Below are 15,461 nucleotides of genomic sequence, written 5' to 3' on the forward strand. Positions count from 1 at the left end.
CAGATCCATGATCCGTCTCCGGCGTCCCGCCGCCGTCGCCACGCTCACCCTCGCGGCCGTCGCCACGGCGGTGCTCGGCCTCGCCGGACCGGCCTCGGCGCACGTCACGATCAACCCGCAGGAGGCCACCCAGGGCGGCTACGGCCGCTTCGCCTTGCGGGTGCCGAACGAGAGCGACACGGCGTCCACGGTCAAGGTCGAGGTGGTACTGCCGGAGAACGCCCCGGTCGGCTCGGTTTCCACGATGCCGGTGCCCGGCTGGACGGTGCAGGTGCAGAAGCGCAAGGTCGACCCGCCGCTGGAGGTGCACGGCAGCCAGCTCACCGAGGCGGTCGCCAAGCTGACCTGGACCGCCTCCGCGAACAACGGGATCAAGCCGGGCGAGTTCCAGGAGTTCCCGGTCTCGATGGGCCCGCTGCCGCAGGCCGACCAGATGGTGTTCAAGGCGCTCCAGACCTATTCCGACGGCAACGTGGTTCGCTGGATCGAGGAATCGACCCCCGGCGGCGAGGAGCCGGCGAACCCGGCCCCGGTGCTCGCCCTGACCGCCGCGTCGACGTCCACGGAAGCGGTCGCGGAGGAGGTCTCCCCGGTCGCCACGGGTGGTGGCGACGACTCCGGCGGCGGCGCGGGCACGGCCCTCGGCGTGGCCGGTCTGGTCGCCGGCCTGGCCGGTCTGGCGTTGGGTGGGGTCGCCTTCCTGCGTACCCGTCGGGAGCCCGCGTCGAAGTCCTGACCCACCGCTGTTCGCCGGCCCGACGGATCTTCCGTCGGGCCGGCGCGCTTTCTGTGGCACTTCGGGTGCTTGCCGGGGATATCCGGCGATCGTCCGGTTCGCGTCGGTAAGGTCGGCCGAGTAGTTGGCTACCGAAGGGAACGACACGAATGCGGTTCGTGCGAACGATCGCCGGCATCCTGCTGTTGGCAATGGGCATTCCGGCACTGCTGATGGGGGCCGCACTCTGGACCGCCGCCCGGCACAGCGACCCCAACGGCGGCTTCGGCGCCCGTTTCGAGACGGTTCGCACCCCCGGTCAGGCCATTGTGGTCACCGACGTGGACGACCTGCTCCGCGCGGAGGCCCCCTTCGCCCGCACCGGGCAGGCCCACCTACGGCTGACCGCGCGCACCCCCGACGGCCCGGCCTTCCTCGGCCTCGCCCCGACCGACCAGGTCGGACGCTGGCTGCACGACGTCCCGCACGCCACCGTGCGCCGGGTCGCGCTGGCCCGTGGCCCGCTGCCGGTCCGCCTGGAGCCCGCCGGCCCGGCCACCACCACCACCACCACCACCGCCGTTCCCGCCGGGCAGAGCTTCTGGGTACGCGAGGGGGCCGGGGCGCTGGACTGGACCCCGGCCGAGTTCGCCGGCCGTTCGCTCAGCCTGGTGGTGATGCGACCGGACGGTCGCGCCGACCTGACCCTGGACGTGCGCGCCGAGCTGCGGGCCGGCTGGTTGCCCGAGCTGGCGGGGGCGCTGCTTGCCGGCGGCGTGCTGCTGGTGGTTCTCGCCGTGGTGCTGCTGCTGCGCCCGATCCGCCCGCGCGAGGTGGTCTTCGTGGTGGAGCCCGACCAGGTCCCGGTGCTCGCCGGGCGGCTCGGGGTCACCTCGCTCAGCGGGCTGGGCACCCGTGCGGCCACGCGCAGCCTGCCCGAGCGGCAACTGGTTTCCGTCGGATCGGCACCCGCCGAGCGGGCCCGACCGGCGATCGGACCGGTGCTCAGTCGACGCCCGGAGACCCTCGCGGACCTGCCGGTCCATGCGGCGTGGTCCTGGCCGCCCGCCTCGACGCCCGAGACACCCCGGCCGGTGGACGATCCCGCTCAGCGCAGGTTCAGGAGTGATTCTCAGCCGGTCGTCGCGCCGGCAGCGCCACCAGCAGCAGGAGACTGAGCAGCACGTACGCGTTGCGGGCGACGAACTCGCCGACGTTGCCGGTACGCGTCGGGGCGGCCCCCCAGTCCAGGAACGTGACCACCCCGTAGATGCTCACGAAGCCGGTGCCGGCAGCCAGCGTGAACAGCCTGCGCCGCCGCCGCGCGCCCTCCACCGTGTTCCGCCGCTCGTCCAGCCCGGCGCCGACCAGCACCACCACCGCCGGGATGAACCAGTAGACGTGATGGGTCCAGGTGATCGGGCTGAACAGCCCGCCGACCAGGCCGGTCAGGGTGAGGCCGGCGAGGGCGTCGCCGGCCCGGGCGACGCGCGCGGCCCGCCACAGCCCGTATCCGACGACCACCCCGACCAGCAGCAGCCAGGGCAGCTGGCTCGGCCGGTCCGGAGCGGTGAGCCGGCTGAGCAGGCCGAACAACGACTGGTTGCCGGTGTAGTCGGTGCGGCCCACCCGGTCCGTCGCCCACAACTCGCGCGTCCAGAACCGCCACGAGTCGGCCGGTGCGGCCGCCGCGGCCAGCAGGGTGGCCAGCGCCGCGGTCGCCGAGGCGAGCACCGCCGCCCGCCACCGCCGGGTGACCAGCAGATAAAGGATGAAGATGCCGGGAAAGAGCTTGAGCGCCGTCGCCAGCCCCACCCCCACCCCGGCCCAGCGCCGCCCCCCTGGTACGACGAAGAGCAGGTCCGCCAGGATCAGCACCACCAGCAGCATGTTGACCTGGCCGAAGGTGATCGTCTCCCGGGTGCTCTCCGCCGCGAAGACCAGCAGCACGGCGACCGTGACGGTGAACAGCCGGGGCAGGTCGTGCCGCTCCACCACGGGCTTCACCAGCCAATGGGTCGTCACCACCACGCCGAGTGCGGTCAGCACTGTGAAGATCGCCACCGTGGCGCCGAGCGGCAGCAGGGCGAACGGCCGCAGCAACAGCGCCGCGAACGGCGGATAGGTGAAGTAGAGCGCCCCCTGCACCCGATCCGGCTGGACGTAGTCGTAGAGCGGGTGGCCGGCCGCCCACCAGTCCATCGCCCGCATGTAGATCTTCAGGTCGAAGAAGTCGTGACCCAGGCTGGGGTGATACAGCGCCGGTAGCACCGCCGCCAGTGCCACCACCGTGACCAGCCGACGAGCTGTACGACCGCCCGGATCGTCGTCGGTTGCGGCGGGTGACGCGACTGGTTCGGCGGGCACGCAAGAACAACGACGGTCCGCCTCCGTCGGGTGCTCCAGTCGCGGGCGGTTCGGCGACGCGTAGTCTGGTCCGGTGGCTGATCTTCTCGTCTGGATCGATTGTGAGATGACCGGGTTGGACCTGGGCCGGGACGCCCTGATCGAGGTGGCCGCGCTCGTCACCGACCCCGACCTGAACGTGCTCGGTGAGGGCGTGGACGTGGTCATCCACGCCGACGAGGCGGCGCTGGACGGGATGCCGGAGATCGTCCGGACCATGCACGGCAAGTCCGGCCTCACCGAGGAGGTACGCCGCTCCACGGTCACCCTCGCCGAGGCCGAGGACATGGTGCTCGACTACGTCCGCACGTACGTCAAGGACCCCCGCAGCGCGCCGCTGTGCGGCAACTCGATCGCCACCGACCGGGGCTTCATCGCCCGGGACATGCCCCGCCTCGACGCGCACCTGCACTACCGGATGATCGACGTCTCCTCGATCAAGGAACTGTGCCGGCGCTGGTACCCGCGGGTGTACTTCGGGCAGCCGCAGAAGGGGCTGGCCCACCGGGCCCTCGCCGACATCCGGGAGAGCATCCGCGAGCTGGAGTACTACCGGCGCACCATCTTCGTCCCGCTGCCCGGCCCGGACGTCGACAGCGCCAAGGCCATCGCCGCCCAGCTCTGAGCCGCCGCCGGGGCCGAGCCGGAACCCGGTGGACGGGGCCAGCTCGGGTGTGGCTATTATTAGTCCGCACCCGGGCCGGGTCGACCGGCACGGAGAGCATGGTGGCTGTAGCTCAGTTGGCAGAGCACCGGGTTGTGGTCCCGGGTGTCGTGGGTTCAATTCCCATCAGTCACCCCATCAGTCAGGCCCCCTCAAACGAGGGGGCCTGACGCGTCGTAGGGGACAGGTAGGGGAACTCGATCAGGACGACGCCGATCAGCTCCATGGCGGTGGACGTGAAAAGCGATATGCCTCTGGGTCAGAAACATGACCCAGAGGCATATCGCTCAACAGGAGACAGCCCGCTCCAGGGAACGCTGGTCAGTTGGTCGGCTCGGTGCTGGGCTCGTCGGTGGTGTCCGGGTCCGGGCTGAGATCCTCGTCCGGCTGCGTCGGCGGCTCGTATGGCAGGGCGCTGCCCTTGACGTACTCGTCCCAGCTCATGTTCCAGTCAGTCCAACCGTTGCCGTTCTTGAGCTTGGTCTCGGTGCCCTTGACGGTGATCGGGTCGCCGATCCGAGTGTTGGCGAACAGCCAGGCACCGTTCGCCATCGAGACGTTCACGCAGCCGTGCGAGACGTTCTGCCGCCCCTGCACCCCCTCAGACCAGGGGGCCGCGTGGATGAACTCGCCGCCCCAGGTGAGCCGCTGGGCGTAGTCGATCTCCGCGCGGTAGCCGTCCTTGGGGCCCAGCTCGTCGAACGTGTCGAAGACCGTGTGGCGCTTCTTCTCGATCACCAACATCGTGCCGCTGGACGACGGGGTGGACGGCTTGCCGAGGCTTACCGGGATCGTCTTGATCACCTTGCCGTTCTTGGTGACCGTCATCCGCTTGCTGCTGTTCTCGACCGTCATGACGAGAGACGGGCCGATCTTGATGTCGACGGTCAGGTCGGGGCCGCCGTACCAGCCGCCGCCGAGCGGCAGCCCGCCCGCCTGCACCCGGTAGCTCACCGTGCTGTTGGCCTTCCAGAACTCCTTCGGCCGGTAGTGCACCTCGGTCGGGCTCACCCAGTGCCAGATGCCCTCCTGGGCCGGCTTCGCGGTCACCGTCATCCGGCGCTGCAGATCGGCCCGGCGGTCCTCCGGAATCGCCCGGCCGAACCTGACGATCAGCGGCATACCCACGCCGACAACCTGGTTGTCGCCGAGGAAACTGCTGATGTTGACCAGCTTGGCGGGCTTGGCCATGGTGGTGAAGGTGCTGGTCGCCGTCGCCGGCTTACCGTCGTCGCCGGTCGCGGTCACCGTCGCGGTGTACGTCTGGCCGTAGTCCAGAGCGCCGGCCGGGAGCCAGCTCTTCCCGTCGGCCGCGAGCTTGCCTTTGACGGCCTTGCCGGCGGAGTCCTTCAGCTCGACCGTGGTCTCCGTCGCCTCCTGCGTGGTGAAGGAGATGGCGGTGGCGGCCGGCACGTTCTCGGCGTCGGCCTTGGGCTCGGTGATGGTGGCCGTCGCCTTCGGCGGGCTCTCGCTGGGGCTCTGCCAGTTGGACGGCTTGTCGCCGCCCTTGCCGCCGGTGCAGGCGGTCAGCGCCATCGCGGCGGCGAGCACTGCGGCCGCGAACACCCGACGGCGCCCACGGCGTCGGGCGGCGCCGAAGCGGATCAGCTCGTCCTGGCTAGCTCGCATGATTCCCCCACAATCGTGATCCCGGGCCCCTCGTCTCTACAGACGCGCGAGTATGGATACCCGTTGCCGGAAGTGAATCGAAACACCTGATCGCAGAGTAACGATTCCGATACGGTGCGGCACCTCGCGAGCGGTCTCGTATCCCCAGCTTAGAAGGCCGGCTCGGCCCCGCCGTCGGGGACCGGCAGCGCGCTGCCTGCGACGAACTGCGACCAGCTCATGTCCCATGCCGTCCAGCCGTTGCCCGGCGCCACGCCCCGCTCGGTGCCCTTGACGGTGACCGGATCACCGACCAGGGTCCGGCCGAACAACCAGCGCGCGTTCGCCATCGAGACGTTCACGCAGCCGTGTGAGACGTTCTGCCGGCCCTGCACCCCCTCCGACCAGGGGGCCGCGTGGATGAACTCGCCGCCCCAGGTCAGTCGCTGGGCGTACTTGATGTCCGTGACGTACCGGTTCCGTGGGTCCGGCTCGTCCCGGGTGTCGAAGACCGTCGACTCCTTCTTCTCCATCACCACCAGGTTGCCGCTGGACGAGGGGGTGCTCTTCTTGCCCAGGCTCACCGGCATCGTCTTGACCAGCGCGTCGTTCTCGTACACGCGCATTTGCTTGTTCGCGTTGTCGACCTTCATCTCAAGCTTGCGGCCGATCTTGGCGGTCGCGCTCCGGTCGACGTTGCCGTAGCGGCCGTTGCTCAGCGGGATCCCGGCCAGCGCCAGCCGTACGCTGATCGTCGTGCCCGGCTGCCAGTACTCCGGCGCCCGGTAGTACGCCTGCGTGCCGTTGTCGAACCAGAACCAGGCTCCCGGCTGCGGCGGATCGGTCTGCACGAACATCCGCCTCTGCACCGCGGCCCGGTCCTTCTTCGGGATGCCCGGCGAGAACTCGACCACCACCGGCATCGCCACGCCGTACGTCGCGTCGTCGAACAGGTACAGCCCCGAACCGATCATCGACTTCGGCTTGGCCATCGTGGTGAAGGCGCTGGTGCCCTGGTGGGTCTGGCCGTCCGTGCCGGTGGCGGTGACCGTGGCGGTGTAGCGGGTGGCGTACTTCAACGGCGCGGACGGCACCCACGACGAGCCGTCGCGGCGCATCCGACCCGAGACCGTCTTGCCGTTCGCGGCGGTGAGGACGACCTCCGACACGGTCGCGCCGTCCGGCAGTTTCGCGCTGATCTCGGTGCTGGCGGGCCGGCCGGTCGAGCCGTCCGCCGGGCTCACCTCCAACGGCGGCGCGTCCGCCTGGGTCGGCCCGCTCGTCTCCGCGGGGCTGGTGGCGGAGCCGGTGGTCGACCCGGTGGCGGCCGGGTCGGCCGACTGCCCGCCGGGCACAAACGTCGGCTTCTTCTGGTCGTCACCGCATCCGGTCAGTGCCAGCGACGCCGTGAGTACCAGAGCGCTCATGACCGCCCCGGCCCGCCCGAACCTGCCCATCCCCACCCCTGTCCTCGCCTGCCTGGCGCACATCGTGCCGTAACACCGCCATTGCCTCGGGCCCTTGGCCGGCATAATGGGCGGTTTTGTGCCTGTTTCAGGCGTAAAGCTCGACCGAAGAGGGGAGCCTGGGATCGGATTGGAACCCGGGTCGGGGAGCGTGCTAGTGTTCTCCCCGTTGCCGACGAGCGCCGCTAGCTCAACTGGCAGAGCAGCGGACTCTTAATCCGCGGGTTCGGGGTTCGAGTCCCTGGCGGCGCACCACAGGTTCCCTTACGCGAACCGTAGCAGCGTGAGAGCCGGTCGATTCTTCGACCGGCTCTGTTGCTTCTTGCGGAACCCGATACGCGCGGCTTCGCTATTTGATCTGTTCCGGGTGCAGAACCGGCGGGGAGGTCCGCATCTCCTGCGGGCCGGTGGTCATCGCGGCGATGCTGGCCCCGAGCGAGAGTACGGCCACGACTCCGGCGATCACGAACAGCTTGCGGCGGGGCAGCACACGATCGTGCAGCAGCGCGGCGATGACACCCATGACGCACAGGCCGACGGTGTAGACCAGCCACCAGCGCGGGTTGCCCTCGAAGTAGTAGTCCGCGCCCGCCCCGTTGTCGCCGCCGTACCAGTACGTCCACGGCATGATCTCCCGATAGGGCCGGAATGCTTCGACGATTCCGCTGCCCGGGATGGTCACCGCGACCAGCAGCACGGCCACCACCAGCGAAGCGCCCGGCCAGCGCAGCCAGCGGCCGACGACCACGCCCAGGATCGATCCGCCGTAGGCGGCGACGACCGCGGAGGCAAGGTAGACGGCGATGATGTCGGCGGCCGCCTCTTCCGCCGAGGCGACGCGGCCGGAGAACGAGTCGATCTCATCGTCGGGAAGCGGCACCGGCGCCCGGCTACCCCGCAACCGCGATACCAGCTGACGTGCGCCGATGCCCTAGATCCAGGCCGCCACCTCGCCGTCCCCCCGCCACCGGGCGGCGCCACGCCAGACGGCGACGAAGGTGTCCTGTAGCACGTCCGCCACCACATCCTCGTCGCCGCAGCGACCCAGCAGCCGCGCGTACAGCCAGGCCGCATGCCGTTCGTAGAGGACCCGTAGTGCGCTCTGGTCCCCTCGCGACACGGCGCGCAGCAACTGCGCGTCGTCGCTCAGTACGGGTCCATCGGTCATGCCAAGACTGTCGCATCGAACCGCATGATCGGTTCATGGTCGAATTTGCTGGTGAAGCGAGCTGTCCACGTCTGGATCCGACGTAGCCGGCACACTGGCGTGAGGTACAGCCGCCGCTGGTCCGGCAGTGGCCGACCGATCCGGCTGTAACGGGCGCGGGGTGCTCCCGGCAGGCCCCGGCACGGGCGTGTTAACGTTTCTCCCCGTTGCCAGCGAGCGCCGCTAGCTCAACTGGCAGAGCAGCGGACTCTTAATCCGCGGGTTCGGGGTTCGAGTCCCTGGCGGCGCACCAGCAATTAGGCCCTGACCTGGCGTTTCGCGCCGGGTCGGGGCCTTTTTCATGTCCCCTCCATTGGTCGGGTGCTCGCTGGGTGCTCGGGAGCGGTTGGACGGTTCCGGCAAACCGTGGACGCGGTGCCGTGATCGTGGACACAAGCCACCCAAACGTGGGGCGGCGCGCGACCGGCAGCAAGGGTGCCGGCCGCGAGGTGGCTCCGTCCGTTGGGTTCCATGGCAGACCTTGCCTCTGGCCTCTTCTCGGGGCGCGGCGTCCTGTGGATTCATGCGGGAAGATTCATGCCGTGGATGTCCCCGAGCTTCTTCGCCGAGCTGCCTGTCACGTGCCCGCAGCCACGACGGGTGAGGCCGGCACGACGGTGGCCGATGCGACCGAGTACCTCGACCATGATGAGTGGGAAATCGCGCTGGACATCCTCGTGGAACTCGGCGACGCGTGCCGCACCGAGACCGTTTTCTGGGATTTCCTCGCGGAGGCGGCCAGGCTGATGCGGCTGTCCCGGACCGAGCGGTGGTGTCACTGGCGCCGGGCTGAAGTCCTTCACGGTGTGGTCCGCGCGGACCTTCAGCTCGTAGATCCGGACGTCCCCGGCGGCAGGCAGACGCCCGTTCCCGGCGACGGGCGCCTCCGACCTCTGTGGGACATCGGCGATGTGACGGCGGCGGGCGACCCGGACCTGTACGTCGCACGGCTCTGGGTCGAGGCACAGCCGGATCTTCAGCCTGCTGGAAGAGCGGTGGTCCGCCTGGCTCCGCTGAGCCTGCAGCGGTGGCGACGTCTGGCAGCCGGCGACGTGATCACGATGCATGAACAGAATCCGGTGGCCGGGACCGCGACCATCATCGAGTCACCCTGTACGGGTGTAGCAGTGGGCCGGGGTGTACGCGGTTGAGGAAGTGTTCGGGATCCGGCCGCAGCAACTCAACGATGACCGGGTGTCGGCCGGGCGTTGGACGCGATCGCACCGCACCTGGACAAGATCGTCGGGTCGGGCACCGTCGCCGGTCTCTACGCCGGCCGCCCCGCCGTCCCGACCACCCGGCTCATCCTGCAAGCCCTCGCCACCATGAAGATCATCCCCGCGACCGGCCGCAACCCACCCACCATCCCTCACCCCACGCCCTTACAACTCCGCCTCCTCGAACTCCTCGACATCGACCCACTGGAATGGTGCTGAGAATCAGCCACGTATGGGAATGCAGGGCTAGCCGCGCGAGCTCCTCCCGTAGCGCCTGGATTCGCGCGCTGTCCTCGGGATCAGCTTCAGCTCCAGCAAGGACATTCTGGGCGCCAGGACGGTCGTTGAATCGACGCCACACCCGACGTACCAGTGCAGGAAGCGCCGCTCTGCCGCCCTCACCGAGGCCCTCAACTGCCTTGGTTGCCACAGCGATCGCAACCGACGCCATCGGTTAATCATCCATCATCCGACTCCCGTACCCCCGGCAGGACGGGCGGAACCGTGGGGTCCGTCCCGGGTGGCAATCCCCTGCCGGGACGGACCCCATCTTCATTCTGCGCTCAATCAGGACCGGGAGGTCATAGGATCCGCTTGTCCCGCTTGCCGCGACACTGCGTAGCGGGTCAGCCGGCCCGGGAGGTGCGGCGTCGGTAGGCGGCTAGGGTGATGTCGACAAGCAGGAAGGCCAGCAGGCTGACCCCCAGCACGGGCAGGAAGAACCCGATCCCGACCACAACCACCGCCACGGCCACCAGCGCGGGCCAGGGCAGTACGCGCAGGCCACCGGGGCGGATCGCCGGGCCAGGGCGCCAGCGGGCGGCGGTGGTGGGGCGCCGCTGCCACCACATGCGGTAACCGAGTACCACCATCGTGACCAGGCCCACCGCGAGTCCGGCGAGTGCGATCTGGTTCGGCAGCCCAAACAAGACACCCATGTGGATGTCGACGCCCCAGCGGGTGAGCTTGGCCATGAAGGGGTAGTCGGCAAAGCGGACGGTGTCGGTGACGGTCAGCGTGGCCGGGTCGACGGCAGCGGCGTCCACGGCGGTGGGGTAGGCGCGATGTACCTCGGTGACAGTCCAGGTGGCCCCCGGTTTGGGCAGCCCGATCTCGACCTGGTCCGAGGCGATGTCGGCCGCGCGGGCAGCGGCGAGCACCGCGTCGATGTCCGCAACGTTCACTACAGCCGTGCCGCCGGACCCGCCGTGGTCAGCGTGGCCGCCGGTCGCGGGGGCTGCGGTCGTGGTGGTCAGGCTCGGGGTGGACCAGCCCATGCGTGCCCGCAGGTCGGTGACGTTTTCCCCGGCCAGGCGCGACCAGGTCAGGCCGGTAGCCGACAGAGCCAGGAAGCCGAGCAAGAGCCAAACGCCCAGGACAGCATGCCAGGAACGGGTCTTGGCCCGGCCCCGCGCACCCCGCTCCGGCACCAGCACGGCGCGCCCCGACCGGCGGGCACGCGCGCGGGTCACCCAGAGGGCCAACCCGCCCAGGGCCACCACCCAGAGCCAGGAGGCGGCAAGCTCGCTGTAGAGCCGGCCGGTCTCACCCAGGTGCAGCGTCCGGTGCAGGTCGCTGATCCAGGATCGCACTGGCATGGCGCCGCTGGTGCCATAGACGATCTCCTGGCCCAGCACCTTGCCGGTGGCAGGGTCGACGAAGACCGCGTGCCGGTAGGACTCGGCCATGGTGCCGTCGTCGAACAGCACGCGCGTCGTCCCACCCTCCGGGGCGGGCCGGACCGCGACCAGACCGTTCACGGTGGTCACCCGCTCCGCGGCGGTCACCTGGTCGGCCAGCGACACCTGGCCGGGAGAGGAAGCGGTCGGCGCTTCGAGCAGGTCAGCGTAGATCACGCGTTCCAGTTGCGGGCTGAGGGCGTACAGGCCTCCGCTGACCGCCGCGACCAGCAGGAATGGAGCGATTAGTACGCCTGCGTAGAAGTGCAGCCGAAGGACCAGCGGCCGCAGCAGCGCCCAGACACCCTGCGGTGCGGGTCGCGCCGCAGCCTTACGGGTCTGGTCGACCCTTGTATTACTGTCCAATGACAACGCGCACTCCTCGATGTGGGCGCAACAGCGCCGGACCCTCCTGGTACGACCGCTGCCTTGAGTTGGGCAGCGGCTGGTGAGGTAGTCGTCAACTGGCCCTCGTTGGTTCCCCGGCAGCGCGATAACGCCGAGCCGGAATCACCGCGTTCGGCCTGCTCGCGCATGGGTGACGGGCGCGCGACGGCTAGGGTTGCCGCCTTCGGCGCTCGTGGATCGCAGCAATTGGGCGTGCTTGTGCCGCCCCACCCGGTGCCACAATGCCGGCATCACATCGAGAGGTGTTTGTTAGCGGACCTCGGGCCGGGCCGGCATCCGCAGCGCCAGGACCTGGGATCGGCCCGCTGACCGCACGGTCATTACCGGCGGTGTTCGTCATGCCGGCAGGGTAGGCCGCCGGATGTGTGGAACCGGGCGATACTGCCCGATACTGCCGGGTCTAGCCTCTTAATCCGCGGGTTCGGGGTTCGAGTCCCTGGCGGCGCACCAACGAGTAAGGCCCTGGCCTGGTGTTTCACGCCAGGTCGGGGCCTTTTTCGTGTCTTCGCCGATGGCCGGGTGCTCCAGAGTCGTGAGACCGCGTCGGCGAGGGTTTCGGGCGCGGGTGTCGGCATGTCGATCATCAACCCTTTGCCTGTGGGGGCGTGTGTTGCTGCCCTAGCGACGTCGCGCGTAACGGCGTGGCCACGAGCGTCAGATTCACCGGTACGGCATCCACGGGTCGCTTGTCCGCGTCGCCGAGCGGCCGCCGTGCCCACCCAACGCTTACCCAGGTTGAGAAAATATGCGCACCACCACGATCGGCGACGTGAGGACCGGTGCGCGATCACCGGCTCCCGGTTCACCGGCACCAGGCTCACCGACGTCCGCCTCAAGGACGTTCGGTTCGACGGCTGCCGCTTCGACTACGCCACCTTCCAGCGCGTCATCGCCGCCGGCTCGGTCGCCTTCACCGACTGCACCCTCACCAACGCCACCTGGTCTACCTGCCGGCCTCCTGGTATCGCGCTGCGGTCCTGCGGCGTCGACGGCTTGGCATTGGACGCCTGCCATCTCGACGGCGCTGACCTGCGGGGCAGTCGCCTGTACGGACTGAAGGCACCCCTCGACAATCTGCGTGGCGTGGACGCGCAACGGGGACAGCGCGAGTGCGCAGACCGCGGTGGCACCGGCCGCGGCCACGGGTGAGGAACGCCCGGCCACCACGCCGGCGACGAACATGGCGACCGTGTAGAACGCCAGCAGTGCGGCGGTGACCAGCCCGTACGTGACCGCGGCGCTCAGCGCCTTGTCCACGTCGTACAGGTCGTGGCGGAGGATGCCGATCGCGGTCGCCGCCGGGACGGCGATCAGGGTCGCGACGACCCCGACCAGGGCCAGGTCCGGCCGGTCGAGCAGCAGGTAGCTCAGCCAGCACAGCAGCAACGTCGCGGGCAGGAAGAACGCGCCGAGCGAACCACTTCACCTGCGCCCGGCGCACCGGGTCGGTGGCCCGCCGGTAGCGCACCACCATCGCCGATGCGGACGCGACGAGCAGGGCGAGCAGCCCGAGCAGCAGGGCGACCGCGATCGGTGTCAGCACCCGCGCCAGCGCCGGGGACGGAGTGCCGAACGCGTGGTCGACGTCCGCGTACGGCGGCGGGAACGGGGCGGGGTCGAGGCCGGCGAGCACGATGAACGCCCCCGGCACGATCACGAGGCTGGCGGCCACCGCCCGCCAGCGCCGGCCGGGCAGCAGCCGCCCGTCGGGGAAGAGCAGCATGAGCAGCGCCGCCGGCACGTAGTTGAACATCCAGGCGCCCTGGCCGGTGGTGACCAGGAGCGACGACACCGGAAGCCGCCCCGGGTGGTGCGCGACGGCGTACGCGTAGACGTCGGCCAGGGCGACCCAGATCGCGAGCAGCCCGAAGAAGGTGAGCAGCGGACCGATCACATTGGTCGGGCGCTTCGACGCGATCAGCATGCCCAGGACCACCGAGGCGGTGGCGAGCAGGCAGGCGCTCGCGAAGTAGCCCACCTGGGCGGCATCGCTGCCGAGGGCCAGCAGCCAGCTCCCCGCGCCGACGAGCAGGACGGCGAGCGCCGTCGTCGCGTACGCGGCCAGCCGCGGCAGGGTCATGGCCTCCACCGTAAGCCCACCACCACGCCAACGGGTACGTGCCAGCACGGAGATCGTCTCCGTGCCTCCCCGCACCCCGACTCCCGAGCCCGCCCCGATGCCCTCGACCGGTCAGCGGGCCAAGACTGTTGGCAAAACATCCACTCAGGAGGCAACCGTGAGACATACCCCTACGTTCATAGTCGGTCTCGTACTCGCCGGCCTGCTCGGCCTCGCTGACCTGGCCACCGGGTTCTTCGGCGTGGGCGGGGAGGGCCAGCCGCCGCTCGCCGCGGCGGTGGTCATCACCCTGCTCGGCGCGATCACCCTCGCCGGTTCCTGGTTCGCCTGGCGCGGACGGCGCGGCGGCCTGGTGGCGGTGATCGTCACCCGGATCCTGTCCGGGCTCGCCGCGCTGCCGGCCTTCGCCGACGACAGCATTTCCACCGCGAACCAGGTGATCATCGGCGTCGGCCTCGCGGTCACCGTCGTCGCCCTGGCGCTGATCTGGCCGGGCCTGCGGCGGCCGGCGGTGGCCACGTCATGACCGCCACCCTCGACCGCGACGTCACGCTCGCCCCGATCGACACGCCGCGCCGCATCGGCACCGCCCTCGCGATGGTGCTCGCGCCGTGGGGGTTCGTGGTCGCCAACGCCGCCTACGCCGTCGCCACCGGCAACGGCGGCAGCGACGAGACTGGCGCGGACAGCCTCGCGCTCTCCGCCGCGCATCCGACGCCCCTGCGGGTGAGCACCATCGCGGCCCTGCTCGGCTGCCTGCTCATCATCCCGGCCACGCTCGGCGCCATGGGGTTCACCCGGCAGCGGGCGAACCGGCTCGGCCTCATCGGCGGATCCCTCATGATCGGCGGGTACGTGGCGTACTTCGGTGTCGTGATGGGGGGCTTCGTCACCCTGGCCATGGCCGAGCGCGGCGGCCCCACCGGCGACTACGCCGCGGTGTTGGACGCCGGCTCCGAGGCCGCGATCCCGTTCCTGCTGCTCTTCGTGGCCGGAAACCTCCTCGGCACGCTGCTGCTCGGCATCGCCCTGCTGCGCGCCCGGACCGTACCGATCTGGGCCGCGGCCGGGATCTGCGCCTGGCCGGTGCTGCACGTGACCGGCCTGGTCGCTGGCACGGAATGGTTCGAGGTGGCCGGCGCGACGCTGCAGGCGGTCGGCTTCGCCGCTCTCGCCGTTCGGCTGGCCCGCACCAGCTGACCCGTGCTGACCCGCTGGGGCCCGCGCCCGTCAACTAGTGGTTGACGGGCGCGGGCCGTCAACTTATGGTTGACGTATGGCGGATCCATTGAAGATGACCCACCCGGTACGCCTCGACGACCTGATCGAGGGCATCAAGAAGACGCACACCGACGCGCTGGACCAACTCGCCGACGCCGTCCTCGTCGCCGACCACCTGGACGACATCGCCGACCACCTGATCGGGCACTTCGTCGACCAGGCTCGGCGCTCGGGCGCCTCGTGGACGGAGATCGGCCGCAGCATGGGCGTCAGCAAGCAGGCCGCCCAGAAGCGGTCCGCCGCGAAGGCCGAGACGGCCGCCGCGGCGCTCGACCCGAACGCCGGATTCAGCCGCTTCACCGCCCGGGCCCGCAACGTGGTGATCGCCTCGCAGGAGGAAGCGCGGACCGCCGGCAACGCCGAGATCGGCCCGGAACACCTGGCCCTCGGCCTGCTCGCCGAGCCGGACGGGATCGCCGCGGCGCTGATCGTGGCCCAGGGCGTACCCCTGGAGCGGCTGCGGGAGGTCGTCACCGCGGCCCTACCGGCGAAGGCCGACGAGGTCCCGGACCTCATTCCCTACGACGCGCGGGGCAAGAAGGTCCTGGAGCTCACCTTCCGGGAGGCGCTGCGGCTCGGCCACAACTACATCGGCACCGAGCACATCCTGCTCGCCCTCATCGAGGACGAGGCCGGCGACGGTGTCCTCACCGGCCTGGGTCTGCGCAAGGACACCATGGAAGCGGCCGTCCTCGGGGCCCTTGAGATGGCGCGGCGGCGCTGACCCCAC

The 15,461-nt window shown here is 70.1% G+C and carries 13 protein-coding genes, 3 tRNA genes and 2 pseudogenes; 12 read left to right on the forward strand and 6 right to left on the reverse strand.

What is annotated here, in order from left to right; translation table 11 throughout:
• Positions 1 to 7: 7 nt before the first annotated feature.
• Together ABZ671_RS05355 and ABZ671_RS05360 are read left to right on the forward strand one after the other, a co-directional pair.
• Positions 8 to 736 (forward strand): YcnI family protein, encoded by a 729-nt coding sequence (locus ABZ671_RS05355; protein ID WP_357851564.1) that lies wholly within the window; start codon positions 8 to 10, stop codon positions 734 to 736.
• A gap of 674 nt (positions 737 to 1,410) precedes the next feature.
• Positions 1,411 to 1,893 (forward strand): annotated as a pseudogene (locus ABZ671_RS05360) (hypothetical protein); the annotation flags it as partial.
• Here ABZ671_RS05360 and ABZ671_RS05365 read toward each other — a convergent pair.
• On the reverse strand, positions 1,835 to 3,082 hold the full coding sequence (locus ABZ671_RS05365) for a glycosyltransferase family 87 protein (protein WP_357851567.1): 1,248 nt from the start codon (positions 3,080 to 3,082) through the stop codon (positions 1,835 to 1,837). The pseudogene ABZ671_RS05360 and the gene ABZ671_RS05365 overlap by 59 nt on opposite strands.
• A 73-nt stretch (positions 3,083 to 3,155) precedes the next feature.
• On the opposite strand from ABZ671_RS05365, the gene orn reads away from it, so the two are divergent.
• Together orn and ABZ671_RS05375 are read left to right on the forward strand one after the other, a co-directional pair.
• Positions 3,156 to 3,746 carry an oligoribonuclease gene (gene orn, locus ABZ671_RS05370; RefSeq protein WP_357851570.1) on the forward strand — a complete coding sequence of 197 codons (591 nt, stop codon included), beginning with the start codon at positions 3,156 to 3,158 and terminating at the stop codon, positions 3,744 to 3,746.
• Between the two features lie 101 nt (positions 3,747 to 3,847).
• Positions 3,848 to 3,923: transfer RNA gene (locus tag ABZ671_RS05375), tRNA-His, on the forward strand.
• A gap of 183 nt (positions 3,924 to 4,106) precedes the next feature.
• On the opposite strand, the gene ABZ671_RS05380 is transcribed toward ABZ671_RS05375, so the two are convergent.
• Both ABZ671_RS05380 and ABZ671_RS05385 read right to left on the reverse strand, forming a co-directional pair.
• Positions 4,107 to 5,414: an Ig-like domain-containing protein gene (locus ABZ671_RS05380; protein ID WP_357851573.1), complete on the reverse strand. Its 1,308-nt coding sequence runs from the start codon at positions 5,412 to 5,414 to the stop codon at positions 4,107 to 4,109.
• Positions 5,415 to 5,563: 149 nt separating this feature from the next.
• Positions 5,564 to 6,850 carry an Ig-like domain-containing protein gene (locus ABZ671_RS05385; protein ID WP_357851576.1) on the reverse strand — a complete coding sequence of 429 codons (1,287 nt, stop codon included), beginning with the start codon at positions 6,848 to 6,850 and terminating at the stop codon, positions 5,564 to 5,566.
• Between the two features lie 188 nt (positions 6,851 to 7,038).
• Between ABZ671_RS05385 and ABZ671_RS05390 the strand changes: the two genes are divergently transcribed.
• Positions 7,039 to 7,114, forward strand: a tRNA-Lys gene (locus tag ABZ671_RS05390).
• Positions 7,115 to 7,208: 94 nt separating this feature from the next.
• Here ABZ671_RS05390 and ABZ671_RS05395 read toward each other — a convergent pair.
• Complete coding sequence (locus ABZ671_RS05395; RefSeq protein ID WP_357851580.1) at positions 7,209 to 7,739, reverse strand: hypothetical protein; 531 nt, start codon at positions 7,737 to 7,739, stop codon at positions 7,209 to 7,211.
• 51 nt (positions 7,740 to 7,790) lie between these two features.
• Entirely contained in the window at positions 7,791 to 8,027 is a 237-nt protein-coding gene (locus ABZ671_RS05400; protein WP_357851583.1) for a sigma factor, read from the reverse strand.
• A 216-nt stretch (positions 8,028 to 8,243) separates the two neighbouring features.
• Between ABZ671_RS05400 and ABZ671_RS05405 the strand changes: the two genes are divergently transcribed.
• The 3 genes from ABZ671_RS05405 to ABZ671_RS05415 all read left to right on the forward strand — a co-directional run bounded on the left by ABZ671_RS05405 (position 8,244) and on the right by ABZ671_RS05415 (position 9,502).
• Positions 8,244 to 8,319: transfer RNA gene (locus tag ABZ671_RS05405), tRNA-Lys, on the forward strand.
• Positions 8,320 to 8,608: 289 nt separating this feature from the next.
• Complete coding sequence (locus ABZ671_RS05410; protein WP_357851585.1) at positions 8,609 to 9,217, forward strand: hypothetical protein; 609 nt, start codon at positions 8,609 to 8,611, stop codon at positions 9,215 to 9,217.
• A 57-nt stretch (positions 9,218 to 9,274) separates the two neighbouring features.
• Positions 9,275 to 9,502, forward strand: coding sequence for a hypothetical protein (locus ABZ671_RS05415; RefSeq protein WP_357851588.1), 228 nt, complete (start codon positions 9,275 to 9,277; stop codon positions 9,500 to 9,502).
• A 407-nt stretch (positions 9,503 to 9,909) separates the two neighbouring features.
• Here the strand turns inward: ABZ671_RS05415 and ABZ671_RS05420 are convergent, their stop codons facing one another.
• Positions 9,910 to 11,334 (reverse strand): PepSY-associated TM helix domain-containing protein, encoded by a 1,425-nt coding sequence (locus ABZ671_RS05420; RefSeq protein ID WP_357851591.1) that lies wholly within the window; start codon positions 11,332 to 11,334, stop codon positions 9,910 to 9,912.
• Positions 11,335 to 12,144: 810 nt separating this feature from the next.
• Here ABZ671_RS05420 and ABZ671_RS05425 point away from each other — a divergent pair.
• The 4 genes and pseudogenes from ABZ671_RS05425 to ABZ671_RS05440 all read left to right on the forward strand — a co-directional run.
• Positions 12,145 to 12,456 (forward strand): annotated as a pseudogene (locus ABZ671_RS05425) (pentapeptide repeat-containing protein); the annotation flags it as partial.
• Positions 12,457 to 13,607: 1,151 nt separating this feature from the next.
• On the forward strand, positions 13,608 to 13,976 hold the full coding sequence (locus ABZ671_RS05430) for a hypothetical protein (protein ID WP_357851594.1): 369 nt from the start codon (positions 13,608 to 13,610) through the stop codon (positions 13,974 to 13,976).
• The gene (locus ABZ671_RS05435; protein WP_357851597.1) at positions 13,973 to 14,650 is read left to right on the forward strand and encodes a hypothetical protein; all 678 of its coding nucleotides are present in this window, start codon (positions 13,973 to 13,975) and stop codon (positions 14,648 to 14,650) included. Before ABZ671_RS05430 ends, ABZ671_RS05435 begins: the two co-directional genes overlap by 4 nt.
• A gap of 76 nt (positions 14,651 to 14,726) precedes the next feature.
• Entirely contained in the window at positions 14,727 to 15,455 is a 729-nt protein-coding gene (locus ABZ671_RS05440; protein ID WP_357851600.1) for a Clp protease N-terminal domain-containing protein, read from the forward strand.
• The last annotated feature ends 6 nt before the right edge of the window (positions 15,456 to 15,461 follow it).

Origin of the sequence: Micromonospora sp. NPDC006766 (assembly GCF_040636055.1) — a bacterium.
In the GTDB taxonomy this organism is placed as follows: Bacteria; Actinomycetota; Actinomycetes; order Mycobacteriales; family Micromonosporaceae; genus Micromonospora.

Coding starts and splice junctions, on each gene's coding strand:
- ABZ671_RS05355 (WP_357851564.1), top strand. CDS start 8: ATGATCCGTCTCCGGCGTCCCGCCGCCGTCGCCACGCTCACCCTCGCG.
- ABZ671_RS05380 (WP_357851573.1), bottom strand. CDS start 5,414: ATGCGAGCTAGCCAGGACGAGCTGATCCGCTTCGGCGCCGCCCGACGC.
- ABZ671_RS05385 (WP_357851576.1), bottom strand. CDS start 6,850: ATGGGCAGGTTCGGGCGGGCCGGGGCGGTCATGAGCGCTCTGGTACTC.
- ABZ671_RS05400 (WP_357851583.1), bottom strand. CDS start 8,027: ATGACCGATGGACCCGTACTGAGCGACGACGCGCAGTTGCTGCGCGCC.
- ABZ671_RS05435 (WP_357851597.1), top strand. CDS start 13,973: ATGACCGCCACCCTCGACCGCGACGTCACGCTCGCCCCGATCGACACG.
- ABZ671_RS05440 (WP_357851600.1), top strand. CDS start 14,727: ATGGCGGATCCATTGAAGATGACCCACCCGGTACGCCTCGACGACCTG.